General features: G+C 34.5%; 18 protein-coding genes and 7 pseudogenes. 6 read left to right on the forward strand and 19 right to left on the reverse strand.

Annotation, left to right across the window (positions count from 1 at the left end; genetic code table 11):
• Together ACXX8U_RS14935 and holA are read right to left on the reverse strand one after the other, a co-directional pair.
• Positions 1-83: pseudogene (locus ACXX8U_RS14935) on the reverse strand (CAL67264 family membrane protein); the annotation flags it as partial.
• A 76-nt stretch (positions 84-159) separates the two neighbouring features.
• On the reverse strand, positions 160-1164 hold the full coding sequence (gene holA / locus ACXX8U_RS14940; RefSeq protein WP_458553574.1) for a DNA polymerase III subunit delta: 1005 nt from the start codon (positions 1162-1164) through the stop codon (positions 160-162).
• Between the two features lie 92 nt (positions 1165-1256).
• On the opposite strand from holA, the gene ACXX8U_RS14945 reads away from it, so the two are divergent.
• From ACXX8U_RS14945 to ACXX8U_RS14955, 3 genes are read left to right on the forward strand one after another with little or no spacing between them, the layout of a single operon-like run.
• The gene (locus tag ACXX8U_RS14945; RefSeq protein ID WP_282717738.1) at positions 1257-1706 is read left to right on the forward strand and encodes a type I restriction enzyme HsdR N-terminal domain-containing protein; all 450 of its coding nucleotides are present in this window, start codon (positions 1257-1259) and stop codon (positions 1704-1706) included.
• A gap of 13 nt (positions 1707-1719) precedes the next feature.
• On the forward strand, positions 1720-2727 hold the full coding sequence (locus ACXX8U_RS14950) for a glycosyltransferase family 2 protein (RefSeq protein ID WP_458553575.1): 1008 nt from the start codon (positions 1720-1722) through the stop codon (positions 2725-2727).
• Between the two features lie 44 nt (positions 2728-2771).
• On the forward strand, positions 2772-3608 hold the full coding sequence (locus tag ACXX8U_RS14955) for an OmpA/MotB family protein (protein ID WP_458566541.1): 837 nt from the start codon (positions 2772-2774) through the stop codon (positions 3606-3608).
• A 277-nt stretch (positions 3609-3885) separates the two neighbouring features.
• Here the strand turns inward: ACXX8U_RS14955 and ACXX8U_RS14960 are convergent.
• The 4 genes and pseudogenes from ACXX8U_RS14960 to ACXX8U_RS14975 all read right to left on the reverse strand — a co-directional run bounded on the left by ACXX8U_RS14960 (position 3886) and on the right by ACXX8U_RS14975 (position 7704).
• Positions 3886-4507 (reverse strand): annotated as a pseudogene (locus ACXX8U_RS14960) (L-threonylcarbamoyladenylate synthase).
• Positions 4508-4575: 68 nt separating this feature from the next.
• A pseudogene (locus ACXX8U_RS14965) lies at positions 4576-6917 on the reverse strand (ATP-dependent helicase).
• Positions 6918-7044: 127 nt separating this feature from the next.
• Positions 7045-7230, reverse strand: a complete 186-nt coding sequence (locus tag ACXX8U_RS14970) for a hypothetical protein (protein ID WP_458566542.1) — start codon at positions 7228-7230, stop codon at positions 7045-7047.
• A gap of 138 nt (positions 7231-7368) precedes the next feature.
• A complete protein-coding gene (locus ACXX8U_RS14975; protein ID WP_458566543.1) occupies positions 7369-7704 on the reverse strand; it encodes a TSUP family transporter in 336 nt (111 codons plus the stop codon).
• Between the two features lie 378 nt (positions 7705-8082).
• Between ACXX8U_RS14975 and ACXX8U_RS14980 the strand changes: the two are divergent.
• Positions 8083-8178, forward strand: a pseudogene (locus tag ACXX8U_RS14980) (hypothetical protein); the annotation flags it as partial.
• Positions 8179-8240: 62 nt separating this feature from the next.
• Entirely contained in the window at positions 8241-8534 is a 294-nt protein-coding gene (locus ACXX8U_RS14985; protein ID WP_458566544.1) for a DUF7935 family protein, read from the forward strand.
• 67 nt (positions 8535-8601) lie between these two features.
• On the opposite strand, the gene ACXX8U_RS14990 is transcribed toward ACXX8U_RS14985, so the two are convergent.
• From ACXX8U_RS14990 to ACXX8U_RS15005, 4 genes are all read right to left on the reverse strand, one after another.
• Positions 8602-8793 (reverse strand): hypothetical protein, encoded by a 192-nt coding sequence (locus ACXX8U_RS14990; protein ID WP_458566545.1) that lies wholly within the window; start codon positions 8791-8793, stop codon positions 8602-8604.
• A 46-nt stretch (positions 8794-8839) separates the two neighbouring features.
• Entirely contained in the window at positions 8840-9127 is a 288-nt protein-coding gene (locus ACXX8U_RS14995) for a hypothetical protein (protein ID WP_458566546.1), read from the reverse strand.
• 401 nt (positions 9128-9528) lie between these two features.
• Entirely contained in the window at positions 9529-9984 is a 456-nt protein-coding gene (locus ACXX8U_RS15000; RefSeq protein WP_458566547.1) for a M1 family aminopeptidase, read from the reverse strand.
• A gap of 223 nt (positions 9985-10207) precedes the next feature.
• Positions 10208-10513, reverse strand: coding sequence for a hypothetical protein (locus ACXX8U_RS15005; RefSeq protein ID WP_458566548.1), 306 nt, complete (start codon positions 10511-10513; stop codon positions 10208-10210).
• A gap of 296 nt (positions 10514-10809) precedes the next feature.
• Here ACXX8U_RS15005 and ACXX8U_RS15010 point away from each other — a divergent pair.
• Positions 10810-11576 (forward strand): annotated as a pseudogene (locus ACXX8U_RS15010) (Dph6-related ATP pyrophosphatase).
• A gap of 19 nt (positions 11577-11595) precedes the next feature.
• Here ACXX8U_RS15010 and ACXX8U_RS15015 read toward each other — a convergent pair.
• From ACXX8U_RS15015 to ACXX8U_RS15055, 9 genes and pseudogenes are all read right to left on the reverse strand, one after another.
• The gene (locus ACXX8U_RS15015; protein WP_458566549.1) at positions 11596-12801 is read right to left on the reverse strand and encodes a sensor histidine kinase; all 1206 of its coding nucleotides are present in this window, start codon (positions 12799-12801) and stop codon (positions 11596-11598) included.
• Between the two features lie 289 nt (positions 12802-13090).
• Positions 13091-13996 (reverse strand): annotated as a pseudogene (locus ACXX8U_RS15020) (M24 family metallopeptidase).
• A gap of 141 nt (positions 13997-14137) precedes the next feature.
• A pseudogene (locus tag ACXX8U_RS15025) lies at positions 14138-14446 on the reverse strand (aminopeptidase P N-terminal domain-containing protein).
• Positions 14403-14588 (reverse strand): hypothetical protein, encoded by a 186-nt coding sequence (locus ACXX8U_RS15030; RefSeq protein ID WP_458566550.1) that lies wholly within the window; start codon positions 14586-14588, stop codon positions 14403-14405. The pseudogene ACXX8U_RS15025 and the gene ACXX8U_RS15030 overlap by 44 nt, the downstream one beginning before the upstream one ends.
• A 276-nt stretch (positions 14589-14864) precedes the next feature.
• Complete coding sequence (locus ACXX8U_RS15035; RefSeq protein ID WP_458566551.1) at positions 14865-15167, reverse strand: hypothetical protein; 303 nt, start codon at positions 15165-15167, stop codon at positions 14865-14867.
• A 330-nt stretch (positions 15168-15497) separates the two neighbouring features.
• Positions 15498-15734 carry a hypothetical protein gene (locus tag ACXX8U_RS15040; RefSeq protein WP_458566555.1) on the reverse strand — a complete coding sequence of 79 codons (237 nt, stop codon included), beginning with the start codon at positions 15732-15734 and terminating at the stop codon, positions 15498-15500.
• On the reverse strand, positions 15688-15888 hold the full coding sequence (locus tag ACXX8U_RS15045) for a DUF1697 domain-containing protein (protein WP_458566552.1): 201 nt from the start codon (positions 15886-15888) through the stop codon (positions 15688-15690). Before ACXX8U_RS15045 ends, ACXX8U_RS15040 begins: the two co-directional genes overlap by 47 nt.
• Positions 15830-16045: a DUF1697 domain-containing protein gene (locus ACXX8U_RS15050; protein WP_458566553.1), complete on the reverse strand. Its 216-nt coding sequence runs from the start codon at positions 16043-16045 to the stop codon at positions 15830-15832. Before ACXX8U_RS15050 ends, ACXX8U_RS15045 begins: the two co-directional genes overlap by 59 nt.
• Positions 16046-16160: 115 nt before the next feature.
• Positions 16161-16384: GyrI-like domain-containing protein (locus ACXX8U_RS15055; protein WP_458566554.1), on the reverse strand; the 224-nt coding region annotated here is incomplete at its 5' end.

The raw sequence follows: 16384 nt of genomic DNA on the forward strand, positions 1-16384 counted from the left end.
TCACCTAATGCGATAAGCAATAAACCCATTACAATCATTATCAAAGTAGCCCAACCTAAAATAGTATTTTTATTCATTCCCATAATTGTGGTATTTATTTTTAATAATCCAATTCCGAATCGTCGGAACGGGAGTGCAAATATCGGAAATTTTTGTCCTTTAATTAAATATTTTATAAAGCATTTCTCGTAACAAATCAGATTGAGACATTGCATTTGCGCCAACTCCTTTACTTTTTACATCAATATCTCTTAAAGCACCTACAATTTGACTTACTTTTTTCATTGGATAGTTTTTCAAAGCCACATCATATTCTTTCAAAAAAAATGGATTTACGCCTAATACAGCCGATACATTTTTTAGATTTCTGTCTTTCAAACCGTGGTATTTCAGTAATTGGATAAAAAAACCAAAAACCAGACTTGTAGTTACCACCATTGGATTGTCTTTTGGATTTTGAGCAAAGTTTTCAGCAATGGTATAAGCTTTTAATTGGTTGCGTTCGCCAAGAGCTTTTCGCAATTCAAATACATTAAAATCCTTACTGAAACCTATATTTTCCTCGATGTGTTTGGGAGTTATAGTGCTTCCAACCGGAAGAATGATTTGTAATTTTTCTAATTCATTGTTTATTTTACTTAAATCTGTCCCAAGAAATTCTACCAACATGGCATTTGCTTTAGGCTCAATCGAATATTTTTTACCGGATAAAACGCGCTTAATCCACTCTCCTACCTGGTTTTCATATAGTTTCTTGCTTTCATAAACGATACCGTTTTTGGCTAACAGTTTGGTTACTTTTTTACGTTTATCAAGCGTTTTGTATTTATAACAAAAAACTAAAACTGTTGTTGCCATTGGGTTTTCAGCGTAACTTTCCAGTTTATCTATGGTTCTGATTAAATCTTGGGCTTCTTTAACAATAACCACTTGACGTTCCGCCATCATTGGATAGCGTTTTGCAGTCGAAATGATATCTTCTATAGAAACATCTCTTCCGTATAAAACGGTTTGATTGAAGCCTTTTTCTTCTTCAGACAACACTTTTTCCTCAATATAATCTGAAAGTTTGTCAATATAATATGGTTCTTCACCCATCAAAAAATAGATTGGTTTAATGTTCCCGCTTTTTATATCATTTACAATTTTTATGACCTCGTCCATTCTTTTTTGTTTAAAGTTTGAAGTTTAAAGTTTGTTGCTTCGAATGAAACTTTTAAACCCTAAATTTTAAACTTATTTAATACTTTTGCTTTATGCAAAAACTAAATTTTCAGCTTTATAATTTTCGTTTCAAAAATAGCGAAAATAAAGTCTCCATTTTTGATGAAATCAGGAAAAAATTTATCATTCTTACTCCCGAAGAATGGGTTCGTCAGCATGTAGTCCAATTTTTATTGGAAGAAAAAAAATACCCAAAATCATTGATTAATGTAGAGAAAGTTTTAAAAGTCAATGGCTTACGCAAAAGATACGATGTCGTGGTTTTCAATTCTGATGGTTCTATTTTCATTTTAATTGAATGCAAAGCACCTGAAGTAAAAATTGCACAAACAACTTTCGACCAAATTGCAAGGTACAATATGACAATGAAGTCCGAATTTTTGATGGTAACCAATGGATTGAATCATTACTTTTGTCAAATGGATTTTGAAAATGAAAAATATCAATTCCTCCCTGAATTGCCAATGTATAAAATTGTATAATCAAATAATCTAAATGAAAATAGCTGTTGTCATCCTGAATTGGAATGGAATTTTATTGTTAGAAAATTTTTTGCCTTCAGTGCTAAAATATTCTCCGGAAGCCACAGTTTATGTAGCAGATAATGCTTCTACAGATGATTCTGTTTCTTATGTGAAAGCTTTTTTTCCTACAGTTAAAATTGTAAACAACGATACTAATTTAGGATTTGCAGACGGATACAACCAAGCTTTAAAGCATATTGAGGCTGATTTATATGCGTTAATAAACTCTGATATTGAAGTGACTGAGAATTGGTTACAACCCATTCTTAAAACGTTCGAAAATGAACCAAAAACCGCTATAATTCAACCTAAAATACTGGATTTCAAAAATAAAGAATACTTTGAATATGCTGGTGCTGCCGGTGGTTTTATAGATCAATACGGATATCCATATTGTCGTGGTCGTATTTTTGACACTTTAGAAAAAGATAACGGACAGTACGATGATAACTGCGAAATATTTTGGGCAACCGGAGCTTGTTTTTTTATTAGAAGCGCCGTTTATAAAGAATTAAAGGGTTTTGATGATGTTTTTTTTGCACACCAAGAAGAAATTGATTTGTGTTGGCGTGCCATTAATAAAGGATATAAAATAAAATATATTTCAGAATCAGTTGTGTATCACGTAGGCGGAGCTACTTTACAACAAGGAAATCCGAAGAAAACGTTTTTGAATTTTAGAAACTCCTTATTGATGCTGACAAAAAACCTTCCTAAAAATAAATTGTATCCAATTCTTTTAGGCAGAATGGTTCTGGATGGAATTGCTGGAATACAATTTCTTATGAAAGGAAAATTCAATCATTTTGTAGCAATATTGAAAGCACATTTTTCTTTTTATAAACTATTTTTAGTTCATTATAAAAAAAGAACAAAATTTCAAGAACAAAAATACTATCACACAAAAAGTATCGTTTACATCTATTTTATTAAGAAAATCGTTGTTTTTAACGATTTATTTAGAACAAAACAAATATAAAAAAGTAACTTTGTCTTTAACATTTAATTAAATTAATACCATTTATGAAAAAAATAGTAATTGCCTTATCTGTATTAGCACTATTGACTTCATGTGTTTCTAAAAAGAAATACACTGATTTAGAAGCTAGAAATAAAGAAACTCAAGACTTGTTAAATACTGCAACAGTAAAATTAAATGCTTGTTTAGAAGAAGAAAAAGCAGCACTTTCTGCTACAGCGTCTCTTTTAAAAGAACAAAACCAAGGATTAATAAGCACTTCTAAAGACATGACTATCTTGTCTACAAAAGGAGCAGAAAATATTGAAAAAGCTTTAGAATCTATCAAAGAGAAAGATTTAAAAATCAGCAGAATGCAAGATGCTTTAACTAAGAAAGACAGCGTAACACTTGCTGTAGTTACTAGTTTGAAAAGCGCTGTAGGAATCTCTGATCCAGATATCGAAATAAATGTTGAAAAAGGAGTTGTATTTATATCTATTGCTGATAAATTGTTGTTTAAAACGGGAAGTTACGATGTAACTGATAAGGCAAAAGGTGTTTTAGCAAAAGTGGCTAAAGTAGTAAATGATAAACCAGATTTTGAATGTATGGTTGAAGGTCATACTGATAATGTTCCTTATAATGGTTCAGGTATTTTATTAGACAACTGGGATTTAAGTGTGAAACGTTCTACTTCTATCATTCGTGTATTAACAACTCAATTAGGTGTTAAACCAGAGCAATTGATTGCAGCAGGAAGAAGTTCATACATTCCTTTAGTAGCTAATGATTCAGCTGAAAATAGAGCTCGTAACAGAAGAACTCGTATTGTTGTTTTACCTAAAATCGATCAGTTTTATGAAATGATTGAAAAAGAGATGAAAAAACAAAGACCATAATTTTTTCTTTATATTCAAAAATAAACGCCTCAAAATTGAGGCGTTTTTTATGCTTATTTTTTTTTTAAATTATACAATTATTTAAACTCGACCAATATAGTAACAAAAAAAGCAGGTCGTAAAACCTGCTTTTATGTATCCTCAATTGTTCTTTAACAACCAATTAAATATAATTAAGAATAACATGCTATGATTTTAGTAGTTAATGCAATGTAAATTCTAGGTAAATATAAAAATTTATATAATAGAAGCAAATATTTTGCCAAAGATTTAAATTTTACAATATATCCAAACTTCCCTTACCTTCTCTAACCACAATAGGTTCATCTCCCGATAAATCAATAATCGTTGATCCCATATTATCACCATAACCGCCATCAATAACCATATCGACAAGGTTTTGCCATTTCTCAAATATGAGTTCCGGATCAGTCGTATATTCAATCACATCATCTTCATCGTGAATGGAAGTGGAAACTATTGGATTCCCTAGTAACTTCACAATTTCTAATGCTATGGCATTATCTGGAACCCTAATTCCGACAGTAGTTTTCTTTTTGAATTCCTTAGGCAAATTATTATTTTTCAGGTAAAATAAACGTATAAGGTCCAGGCAAAGCTCTTTTTAATAGTTTAAAAGTAGCTGTGTCAATCTGTCTTACATAATCAGATATATTACTCAAATCGTGACAAATAAAGGAAAAATTAGCTTTTTCCAGCTTTATCCCTTTAATCTTTGCAATTCGTTCCAAAGCTTTGGTATTGGTAATATCACATCCCAAACCATAAACGGTATCGGTTGGATAAATAACTAACCCACCGTCTTTTAAAACCTTCACTACTTTGGCAATTGCCGCTTCATTAGGTTTGTCTTCGTATATTTTTATAAATTGAGCCATTTTTTTTAGTTTAAAGTTTTAGATTTAAAGTTTCAGGTTCTACAGTTCTTCAACAACTTTAAACTTTTTTATCCAATAATATCCAGTTTTGCAAAGCGTAACAATAATTTCTTTATTCCACCAACCTCAAATTTGATTTCGGCTTTTTTATCTGCTCCCACTCCTTCAAGGTTCAAAACTTCGCCTTTACCAAAACGTTCGTGCATTACAATATTTCCGGCTACTAATTTATTATCAAACAAATTTGCACTCCCGCTAGCTGCAGCGTTACTGCTAACAGGTTTCAATTTACGAATATTTATATCCGATTTGGGTTCATTATCTGAACTATATTTGGTCGGTGGCGTCCCATTAGCTGGTTTTGCCAGACGCAATTTGGATTTATCTACATCTCCAAAAATATCACTGTCAATCATTGGTTTATACCTATAATTTGACTCAGCCGGAGTTAGATATTCTAAATACTGTGCATCAATTTCCTCAATAAATCTGGAAGGTTCACTATCAGTCAATTTCCCCCAACGGTAACGCGATTGTGCATACGTCAAATACGCCTGATGCTCCGCACGCGTCAAAGCCACATAGAACAAACGACGCTCTTCTTCGAGTTCACTTCTCGTACTCATACTCATTGCACTCGGGAACAAATCTTCTTCCATTCCCACCACAAAAACATGAGGGAATTCCAATCCTTTTGCCAGGTGAATCGTCATTAATGCCACGCGGTCTTCATCACTGGTGTCTTTATCCAAATCTGTTGCTAAAGCCACATCTTCCATAAACTCAGACAAGGCGCCACGAGCACCATCGATTTCTTTTTGACCTTCGGTAAAATCTTTGATACCGTTCAAGTAATTCCTCTATATTTTGAATCTTTGCCATTCCTTCCGGAGTAGCATCTTTCTTTAATTCTTGTACTAATCCGGTTTTTTTAGCAACGTGATCGGTGATATAAAACGCATCTTGATTTTGATCAATAACCTGAAAACTCTGAATCATCGTTACAAAATCTTGCAATTTTTGTTTGGTTCCCGAATTCAGTTTTAAGTCAATTTTATCAATATTTTGCATCACTTCCCAGATAGAACGTTTGTAGTGATTGGCAGCAATCGTAAGTTTCTCGACTGTTGTATCTCCAATTCCACGAGCTGGATAATTGATTACACGCACCAAAGCTTCTTCATCTTTTGGATTGATAACCAATCGTAAGTAACACAATACATCCTTAATTTCTTTCCTTTGATAAAATGATAAACCACCATAAATGCGATACGGAATATCTCTTTTTCTAAGCGCATCTTCCATCGCACGGGATTGCGCATTGGTACGATATAAAATTGCAAAAGAACCGTTACTAAGCTGGTTTTGCATTTTTTGTTCGAAAATAGTGCTGGCTACAAAACGCCCTTCCTCGGCATCGGTCATGCTGCGGTGCACTTTTATTTTTGGACCAAAATCATTCGCAGTCCAAACTATTTTATCTAGCTTTACCTTATTCTTATCGATAATGGTATTTGCTGCTTCTACTATGTTTTTTGTCGAACGGTAATTTTGTTCCAGTCTAAAGGTTTTCACGCCTTCATAATCTTTCTGAAAATTCAAAATGTTATTGATATTCGCACCACGAAACGCGTAAATACTTTGCGCATCATCACCCACCACGCAAATATTCTGAAATTTATCTGACAATGCACGGACAATCAAATATTGAGAGTGGTTTGTATCTTGGTACTCATCTACCAATATATAACGGAAACGGTTTTGGTATTTAGCCAAAACTTCTGGAAAACGAGTCAATAATTCATTGGTTTTCAACAACAAATCATCAAAATCCATCGCGCCTGATTTAAAGCATTTATCAACATAATTTTGATAAATTTCTCCCAATCTTGGCTTCTTAGCCATTGCATCCGCTTCTTGTAATTCAGGATTATTAAAATAGGCTTTTACGGTAATCAAGCTGTTTTTATAACTGGAAATTCTGCTTAAAACCTGTTTTGGTTTATAGACATCTCTGATCGAGTTGCATTTCTTTGATAATCCCGGAGATACAACGCAATGAATCCTGGGAGTCATAAATCGTAAAATTCGAAGGATAGCCCAAATGATCGGCTTCGGAACGTAAAATTCTGGCAAAAACCGAGTGAAATGTCCCCATCCAAAGGTTTTTGGCCTCACTTGCCCCTACAATTTGGGAGATTCGGGTTTTCATTTCCCGTGCCGCTTTATTGGTAAACGTAAGCGATAAAATATTGAAGGCATCAACGCCCTGATTCATCAAGTAAGCAATTCTTATAGTCAACACACGCGTTTTCCCGGAGCCCGCACCAGCGATGATAATCATTGGCCCGTCTTTTTGAAGAACAGGTTCACGTTGGGCTTCGTTGAGTTGATCGATATATTTATGCATGGAGAAATTTAAAATTTATTATGCAAAAATAAGAATTTAAGATTTAGAAAACAGGTTTAAATTACAATCATAATGAGTTCTGATTTAACCAAAAACTCACTTGCTAGAAAGCCATTAGACAAAGTTGCTAATCTTTAAAAAAGACATCGTATGCAAAACGGATTAAAGTCCCCACAACCACGACCAAAAAGAAAATTCGGATAAAACTATTTCCTTTATTGATGGCCAGTTTGGCCCCAATCCAACCGCCCAAAGCATTGCTGAGCAGCCATTGGCAATGGCAATCAGCCCAAATGATTTTGCCTTTCAACATAAAAAGGCAAATGGAGCCAAAATTAGTCGACAGAGTTCACCATTTTGGCATTTGCGGAAGCGTGCAAAAAATCGAATCCCATGATGGCTATAAAAGCCACTACCAAAAAACTTCCCGGTTCCTGGACCAATAAACCCATCATACAAACCAACTACGAAACTGATTGCAATCGCATTCCAAATTTGAGTTCTTGGAGGAATGATTCTTTTCAATGTGTTGCCCAAAATTTTTCTTGGCGTAGGTATAAATCACTAAAAAAGAAAGAACAACCAGCAATAACGGTTTCATGAAATCATTGCTCACATACGTCAACAAAGTAGAGCCTAAAAATGCCGAAGGAAAGGCCAAAAGCATCATGATCGAGCAAGCAGTCTCCAGTTCATATCTACCTTTTTCAAGATACTGATACGCTGCAAAAGATGTCCCACTAAAAGCAGGAACTTTCAGGGTTCCTATTACGGTTGAAACAGGCAAGATTAGGCAATAAAATCAATCCCATGGGAGTTTGTATCAACCCTCCTCCGCCAACAATAGCATCAATAAATCCTGCCGCAAAGGCAGCCAAACAAAGTAAAACTAATATGTAGGTTTCCATTATAAACTATTGCATTTTCAGTTGTCTCGTTGTGATTGGCAAAAATACTATTCGGTATTGATTTATTGCTAGTAAAATAGAAATTGATTTGTAGTCAAAAAAGTATATTTTTGCTCCTATAATTTTCATAATAAACATGGATTCTACAAAAATCATAGAATTACTCAGCTTACACGCTTACCGGCAATTGTCACTGGCGGCTTGTAGCCTACTATTTATTTGACTCTCCATTCCAAAGATCAGCAAGAAGGCAAGACGCTGGTTGTTTACTAAACAAAGAGGCTCAAAAAGAGGCCTTACCACTGCGCTTACAGGCTTATGAGCGTATGTCATCTGTACTTGGAACGCATTAATCCCACTAAGTTATTGATTCGGATTGCTCCGATTTCTAACGATAAAAACGATTACGAAAATCATGATAATTGCGCATGTCGAACAAGAATTTGAACACAATTTGACCCAACAAATCTACATGTCAGATGAATGTTGGACAATTATTGTCACGGCAAAAAATGCTACAATCCAAATGATTCGAAAAGCGAATATGAGTGATCGTGTTGACAATGCCGATAAATTGCGTGAAGTAGTTTTAAGCGATTTGATGGAAAAACAATCGCCTAGCAACGCTGCTTTAGCCTACATCAAAAACGAAGTGGGGCTGATTGTGGTAAAACATTGTACAGCCATAGAAAATGCTCAAATTCACTAATTTCTAACATAGAATTATCGTTTGAAATTAGTGAATTTGCGTTTTTAAATCCCTGTTGATTTCCGACTTATTCCTTCAACAACCGATTCAATTGAAACTGTTCCGCCTCATTTAAATCAGGAACTATTCTTTCCAAAGAAACTCTCATTTCCGGGTTTATCAATAATTTTCTTAAGTTATCTCTACCAAATTTCGTGAATTGCCACATGTGATGCGTGGTAGCATTTACGAGATTTTTCAAAACAACGTCATTTGTCATTTTGAAAGCGAGTAATTTCTCTAAAGCATTTTGCCTGGTATTCGCCTCATAATTTATGGATGAATAGTGTATTAATTCGGTTTCCAAAGCTTGCTCTGTCATGCGGGTAATTTGGTGTCGAAAGTGCTAAAGTCAGCCATAAGGTCCGCAAATTATAATCATTGAAACCTATCCAATTTTTTGATTTATCCAAATACTGACTGCGTTGCTCTGGAAAATTATTCCATAAATTATACAGCGCCAGTTCTTGTGTTTGATATGATTTATCGTCTAATAAAGTTTCATATTGCGTTCTGAAACTCTCCGGAATTTCATTCAATGCTGCTAGCAACATGTTTGGCGCAATTGCACATTTTTAGTTTCTAAAGCTAAAATAAAAAGACTCTTTTTATCTTCCCATTTTTCATTTTTCAATTGATTCAGAATCGCTTCTTTTACCGAAAAATAAACGTCAGATTGCATTGTTTTTTCCAGAAAATCCTCTTTTCTCTGACAACGGCTTGTTTTTTAATTTTTCAACTTCAAACAGCAGCTGAATCGCTTTATTTTTAAGCAATAACCTATTGGCTTGTTGCGTATTGAAAACGGTAGTTTCAAGCCATACTTTACTAAAACTATCCAAATCATAGTCTCGATACTTTTTTCGATTTCAGCAAAGAAATCCTGGGGTATTCACATTCTGAAATGCATGTTTTTTCAAATAGTTTGATACCGCTTTTTTAAACGCCTTATCTCCTATTTCTTTCGTGTAAAACAAAAAGTGCCCATGCGCCTTTTTGATAGAAAGTCAGCGAACTGGCTTTGGCATTCAAAACTGGAATGGTATCCGTTCGGGAAGCAAATTTCAGTTGTTGAAGCCGTCTCGTATAATTTGGAATAAAAATGATCTTCACCATAGATTTCCTTTTCGGCCAGCAACGCATAATAGGTTGCGAAACCCTCCTGCAACCAATGGTGTTTTCCGCTTTCGGCAGTGACTAAATTCCCAAACCACTGATGGGCTAATTCATGTGCATTGACATTCGTGTAACTTCTGTCCTCAAAACCTGTAGAATCGACCACATAACGCGTGTTGAAAAGTGTTGCCGATGTGTTTTCCATTCCGGCATACAAGAAATCCCGAACAGGCGCTTGTTTGTAAATTCCCCAAGGATACTTCACTCCTATTTCCTTTTCTAAAAAATCAAACATCCGTTTTAGAATCCCGATAAGTTGGTTCAACTTTAGTGGCGTCTTTTGTTTCCAAATACATTTCTAAAGGAAATTCCTGATTTTGATTTTTGGCTGGTTTTTTCAAATTTTCCGATGGCAAGCATCAATAAATAAGAACTCATTGGTTTTTGCATGTTGGTATCTGCCAATACCGGTCAGTCGCATCAAGTGTTGACCTTACTTTTCAAAATTCCGTTCGAAATTACCTGATAGTCTTTGAATCATATTCTACTATTTCCAAACTAAAAATCACTTTCTCATTGACATCATCAAAACTCGGCAGCCAATTGACTGGTGTTTTTTCCTTGCCCCTGCGTCCAGATTTGCACATTGTCTTTTGCTTCTGAGCCAACAAAATACATGGCTTGCTTTGGCTTGGCCAACATAGTGAAAAGTCAGCGTTATTTTTTCCTTTTTTGAAACGTGAAATACGATTTGTAATTTGCTTTCCATTTGTAGTATAATTGAATCGGTTTTCCGATCTAATTTCTAATCCAGAAAACTCCATATTCTGCGCGTCAATTTTAATGGTGTCTGCTAGCTTTCAAAACATCAAAACCAATAACTGACATGCTCCTGCTAACAGATTTAGCCTTAGAATTAATTGTTATCTGTCCACCGAACCGTTTTAAAATCGACAGATTGGGTTTGTTGGCGCGAATGTGACTGGCAGATATTAAGAGAAGAAGGTATTTCATGAATTTCATGGCGTTTAATGCTGCGATTCCCAAAGTTACAAAGGTTTCCCAAACTAATCCGACTAATTTTGTAAGTTTACCTCCAGATAATCAGAAGATAATTACATTGAAAAAGAAAGCCTTATTTAATTGGAGCAGCGGAAAAGATTCGGCGCTGGCCTTATACAAAACCCTACAAAATCCAGAAATTGAAATTGCCTGTTTACTGACCAGCGTAAACGAGCAGTATCAGCGTATTTCGATGCACGGCGTGCGAGTGGAATTATTGCAACAACAGGCCGAAAGCATTGGATTACCACTTGAAATCATGCAAATTCCCGTAATGCCCACGATGGAAGTCTATGAAAATGTGATGCGCGAAACATTGGCCAAACTAAAAAAACAAGGTGTCACGCATTCTATTTTTGGTGATATCTTCCTCGAAGATCTGCGTAAATACCGTGAAGATAAATTAGCCGAAATAGGTTTTGAAGGCATTTTTCCGCTTTGGAAGATCCCAACTCACGAACTCATTCAAGAATTTATCAGTTTAGGATTTAAAACGATTGTGGTTTGTGCAAACGAACGATATTTAGATAAAAGCTTTGTTGGTCGCGTTATAGATCAAAATTTCATCAATGATTTACCTGAAAATGTTGATGTTTGTGGCGAAAACGGCGAATTTCATACTTTCACTTTTGATGGGCCCATATTCTCAAAAACAATAGCTTTCTTGAAATAGGAGAAGTCGTATACCGTAAATATGAAAAACCCGCGAAAGAAGACGCCTCAGATACCGCTTGCGATACTAGTGCAACTGATGCTTTTGATTATGGATTTTGGTATTGTGATTTACTACCACTTCCTGAACCTAAAATTTATGGAAGTCAATAACACTAATTGCGCATTTTTATTAGTGTGCAAGTGTCATAATAAATTTTGTTCCTATACCCATTTCCGACTCAACTTTGATAGTGCCATGAAGCGCTTCAACTAACTTTTTTACTGTAGCTAAACCAATGCCAGTTCCGCGATCTCCGAATTTATCTGTTGCCGCTGCTACCTCAAATAGCTCAAAAATAGATTCTTGGTCTTCCTTTAATATTCCAGGTCCATTATCGCTTACGGTGATGGTATAGAAATTCTCCTTGTCTATTATTTCAATGTTGATACTTGTTTTTTTTTCTTTATCGTTGTATTTTATTGCGTTTGAAACTAAATTAATTAACATCTGTTCAAAAGCTGTTTTATTAGTATTTATAGCAGTAACATTCGATTTGAAAACAATAGAAACTTCAGTATTAAAAGCAAAAAGTTGTCTCAATTCATGCTCTAAAACTGAAATATTTAGTACACTAGTTTTTACTTTTTCAATTGTAATTGATTTACTGAAAATAAGCAAGCTATCAATCATTTCTTTCAACTTGTCTGAAGAACTCTTAATTAAGTTTAATATTTCGTTTCCTTCTTGATTCATTGCATCACTATAATCAGAAATTAAAAGGTCACTTAATCCACTTATGTTCGCCAATGGTGATTTGAGATCATGAGCTGCTATGTAAGCAAACCGTTCCAACTCTGTATTCGTTTTTTCTAACGCTTCTAAAGTTTTTTCTAGATTTAATTTATTCAGTCGCAATTCTAATAACTTCATCGTTTGTTGAGACAATGCTTTTAAGGAAGCTATTTGGACATCTGTCAATGTTTTGGGCTTGTTATCTATAACGCACAAGGTTCCTAGCGGTATTCCCTTATCATTTACGAGTGGTACACCCGCGTAAAAAACTACGTTTGCTTCACCAGTAACTGCCGGATTGTCAAAAAACCGAACGTCATTTCTAGTATCTGGTACAACCATAACATTAGAAGGATCATTTATGGCGTGGCCACACATAGATAAATCACGCTCTACTTCTGTCATATTTAAACCCATCACGGATTTAAACCATTGTCTTTCAGAATCGATAAAACTAATAAAAGCAATGGGAGTGTTGCATATTTGTGATGCGATCAAGGTTAAATTATCATACTCTTCCTCAGGCAAAGTATCTAAAATTGCATACGATTCAAGTAGATTTAATCTTTCTTCTTCATTTAGGGATTTTTCAGGTTTGATCATTTTTGTAGGTATTTTTATGCTTTATTTCTGAAAATTTAATTTTAGATATTTTTTGTATTACATCATTAGGAATGCTCGATTATAATGATGCGAAAAGAAAATAAGACTACAATATTACAAATTTTAGAATCCATAAATTTTGTACCCTTTTTATTTTATGGAAACTTTAATAAATGAGAGGAAGCTATCATTATTATTTTTTTACTTAACAAACAATACTTTCATTATCCAAATTATTATTAGCAAAATTAAAAAATTCAATACAAATCGTGAACAAAAACAACTCTACCTAATTATCTAAGGTCGGTAACGTAAATCCATCCAACATACTTTTTTCTTGCATAAGCTGTTCAATTGCATCTGATTTTCTTGGTGCTTCTGCCGACAAGTTTACGGGGCCGTTTGCAGTAATCAGAATATCATCTTCGATTCGTACCGCAATTCCCCACCATTTTTTATCGCAATCACTTCCTATTGGTATGTAAATTCCAGGCTCAACTGTCACTACCATATCGGCTTCAAAGGCAGTTATATAAACCCGGGTCGTGAACATCTAACCCGATGTGATGCGAGGTTCCGTGCGGAAAATATTTTCGGGATTCGTTGTTCTGTTTTTAACAATTCCTAGTTTCACTAAACCGGCACTGATTATTTTTCGTGCCGCAGCATCAGGAGCATTGAAACTATTTCCAATTTTCGCGGCAGCAATTCCCGCTTCTTGGGCTTCATAAACCAAATCATAAATCAGTTTTTGCTCCGTAGAAAATTTTCCGTTAGCAGGAATAGTTCGGGTAACATCTGCCGTGTAGCCATGATATTCAGCCCCTAAATCCATTAGAACCAATTCGTTTTCGACTTTCATTTTGCTGTTTTCAATATAATGTAACACGCAACCGTTGTTCCCTGCGCCCACTATTGAAGGATATCCCTCAAACTCGCTACCGTATTTTTTGTATACAAATTCGTGAATTCCCTGTATTTCTGATTCAGACATTCCCGGATGCATTGCTTTCATAATTTCACGTTGTCCCATTGCCGAAATTCGAACTGCTTTTGTCAATAAAACCAACTCCTCTTTGGTTTTCTTCTCTCGCAAACTCGCCATATACGTCAAAATCGATTTGGTATTTATTGTTGCTTTTTTTAAAGTGACGCTTTTTTTAGCATTAACTTCTTTTTGCATATTCGAATCCATTTGAGACTTTCACTTTTTCGTTGTAGCCGATTTGGGATTTGAAACGCTCCAATTAACTTGTATAAATCCGCTTTTTCATTTTTCAAATTTCGGGTATCCTCTTGAAATTCCTTAAAGAAAACAGTGTCAAAACTGGCATAATCAATCCCCGAATTTAAAAACGCTGACCCATTGAAATACATTTTCAAAACCCAGCTCTTTTTTGGCGCCTTCCGTTCCTAAACGCACTCCTGTCCATTGCTCCGCTCTTGGATTTTTCTCCTGAACATATAAGCAATTCGTTGTAATGACTTTCCATCACTTGTTGGCTTGATTGTTCGAAAAGACTACTAAAACTGCATTTGGTTCTTTATATCCTGTCAAATAATAAAAATCAGGATCTTGGTGAAAAATAAAGTCTACATCATTAGCTCTGATTCCGAATGGGATTGCTAAAAAATAGTGCAACACTATTTTGAGGTAATTTGGTACGCAATGCCGCTCTTCGCTCTTTATGAAACTGAGCCGATAAATAATCGTTTGGATTTCCGTTTTGCGCCATTGAAACACAAACAAAAAACACCGTAAAAACAAAAGAAAGTTTTAAATTCATAGCACTAGATATTAGAGGTTTTACATCCTCAATGTAAGGTTTTGCATTTGCATTAATTTGTAAGTAAATATAATTTTTTTTGTACTTATCCTCCAACTTTTATTGCTGGAAAGCACTTATCCTACTATTAGACTAGATAATAGAAAAAGAGCATCAAAAGTTTTTCAACTTCAGACTACTCTTTAGCAAAAGTGCTTTATCATTCTATAATTAACCAGAACTAAATTTTATGAAAAATGCTTTTACAATAACCACTTATGATTAACTTTTTATATTTTAACAGGGACCATCGCAATAACTCCATGTACTGGACAAGGAATTATTGGTGTCTAAAAACAGTCCTTCTTTACGATTTCCGTAACAACTGCCTATAATTACGCTGTCATTGGGATATGTTAATTCAAAAGATGTTCCGTCAGATTGAGTTGTTGTCGTGTAAGTTCCCGAAAGTGGTAGTTTTAACCGAATTTCTTTCGCTGGATTTTGTAAATGTTCCGTTAGTATTGAACAAATAAAATTCCTGCCATTCCATTGCTGCGCCAGTAGTTTCAGAATTTGGAATAGAACCCGACATTGCATATCAAAGTCCATTTTCCATAATAACCACTACTATCTGTTATTACAGCATCACCCTTTGAACAAGAACTTAATAAATTGAAAAAAAAGCAACAAGAATGATTAGTTTTTTCATGTATCAGATTTTAAACATATATTTTTAGGTACTACTTCTTGCAAAAGGTTGCGTAAAATTAAAATTATTTTTTTCTAAAGTTAAAAAAGTTAAAAATAGATTCTGAAACATTGTTCTTTTGACTCTAAAAAAATACCGCTAATTCGCAAATTTAAAATGGGTGATAACCCAATTAAAAAATTAGCAAATTAGCGGTTAAACCAAACCTTAAAGCCTTATTATCTTTCCTCGTACATTTTTAGCAATTGCGTGACTGTATTCCAATTGCGGATTGTTGCTATTACATTCAATTTTTTCTCGATGTATTTTTGATCAAATCGCGTTTTTCCCGCACCAACAGCATATTTTATAAAGATTTTATTGCCGTCGATACTGGCTTCGTCTGGCTTGAATTGGCTAATTTTCAAATCATTCATACTGGTGCTTTGCAAGGGTAGTAGAAATAAATGCCACATACAATTTTTTAGTATCAATTTCCTTTTCCTTCAAGAAAGGATTGTTCTTGAAACATGCTTCTAAATCAGCGGAACCAATAACCACAACAGGTACTTCATGACCAAATAGCCTTAAAAATTTCCTGCTTAATTTTGAATCCAACAGCAGCCGCATTTTCCTCCTCTGTATCTACAAAAACATTTCCGGATTGAATATAGGTTTGCACATTTTGAAAACCAATAGCTTCCAAAGTCGTTTTTAGCGAGTCCATTTTTATCATACTGTGACCGGAAACATTAATACCACGGAGTAATGCGAGATGAGTTGTCATTGATTTAAGCTTTTTATTTTTGCAAATGTATTATCTATTTAGCATAAATAATAGGAACAGCGGCTTCAATATTCAATCATTGCTTTTTAAAGTAATAATTGTATAAAGTAAACTCTTATTTAAATTGAATTGGAATCCATACTTCCTCCTCAGAATTGGGATTGTTTTTTTGATATTCTTCACCAAGAATTTCAAAATGCGGACGATCTGCCAATTCGTAAATAGAATTTGGCAACCAACTGCTAAAAATCGATTCAAAAAAAGCGGGTGCAGTTGCTCCGTCTCCTTTGTATACAAATACAGCATACAAGCCAGTTGGAATAATTAATGTGTCCATTT

Source organism: Flavobacterium sp. GNP001, assembly GCF_054343775.1.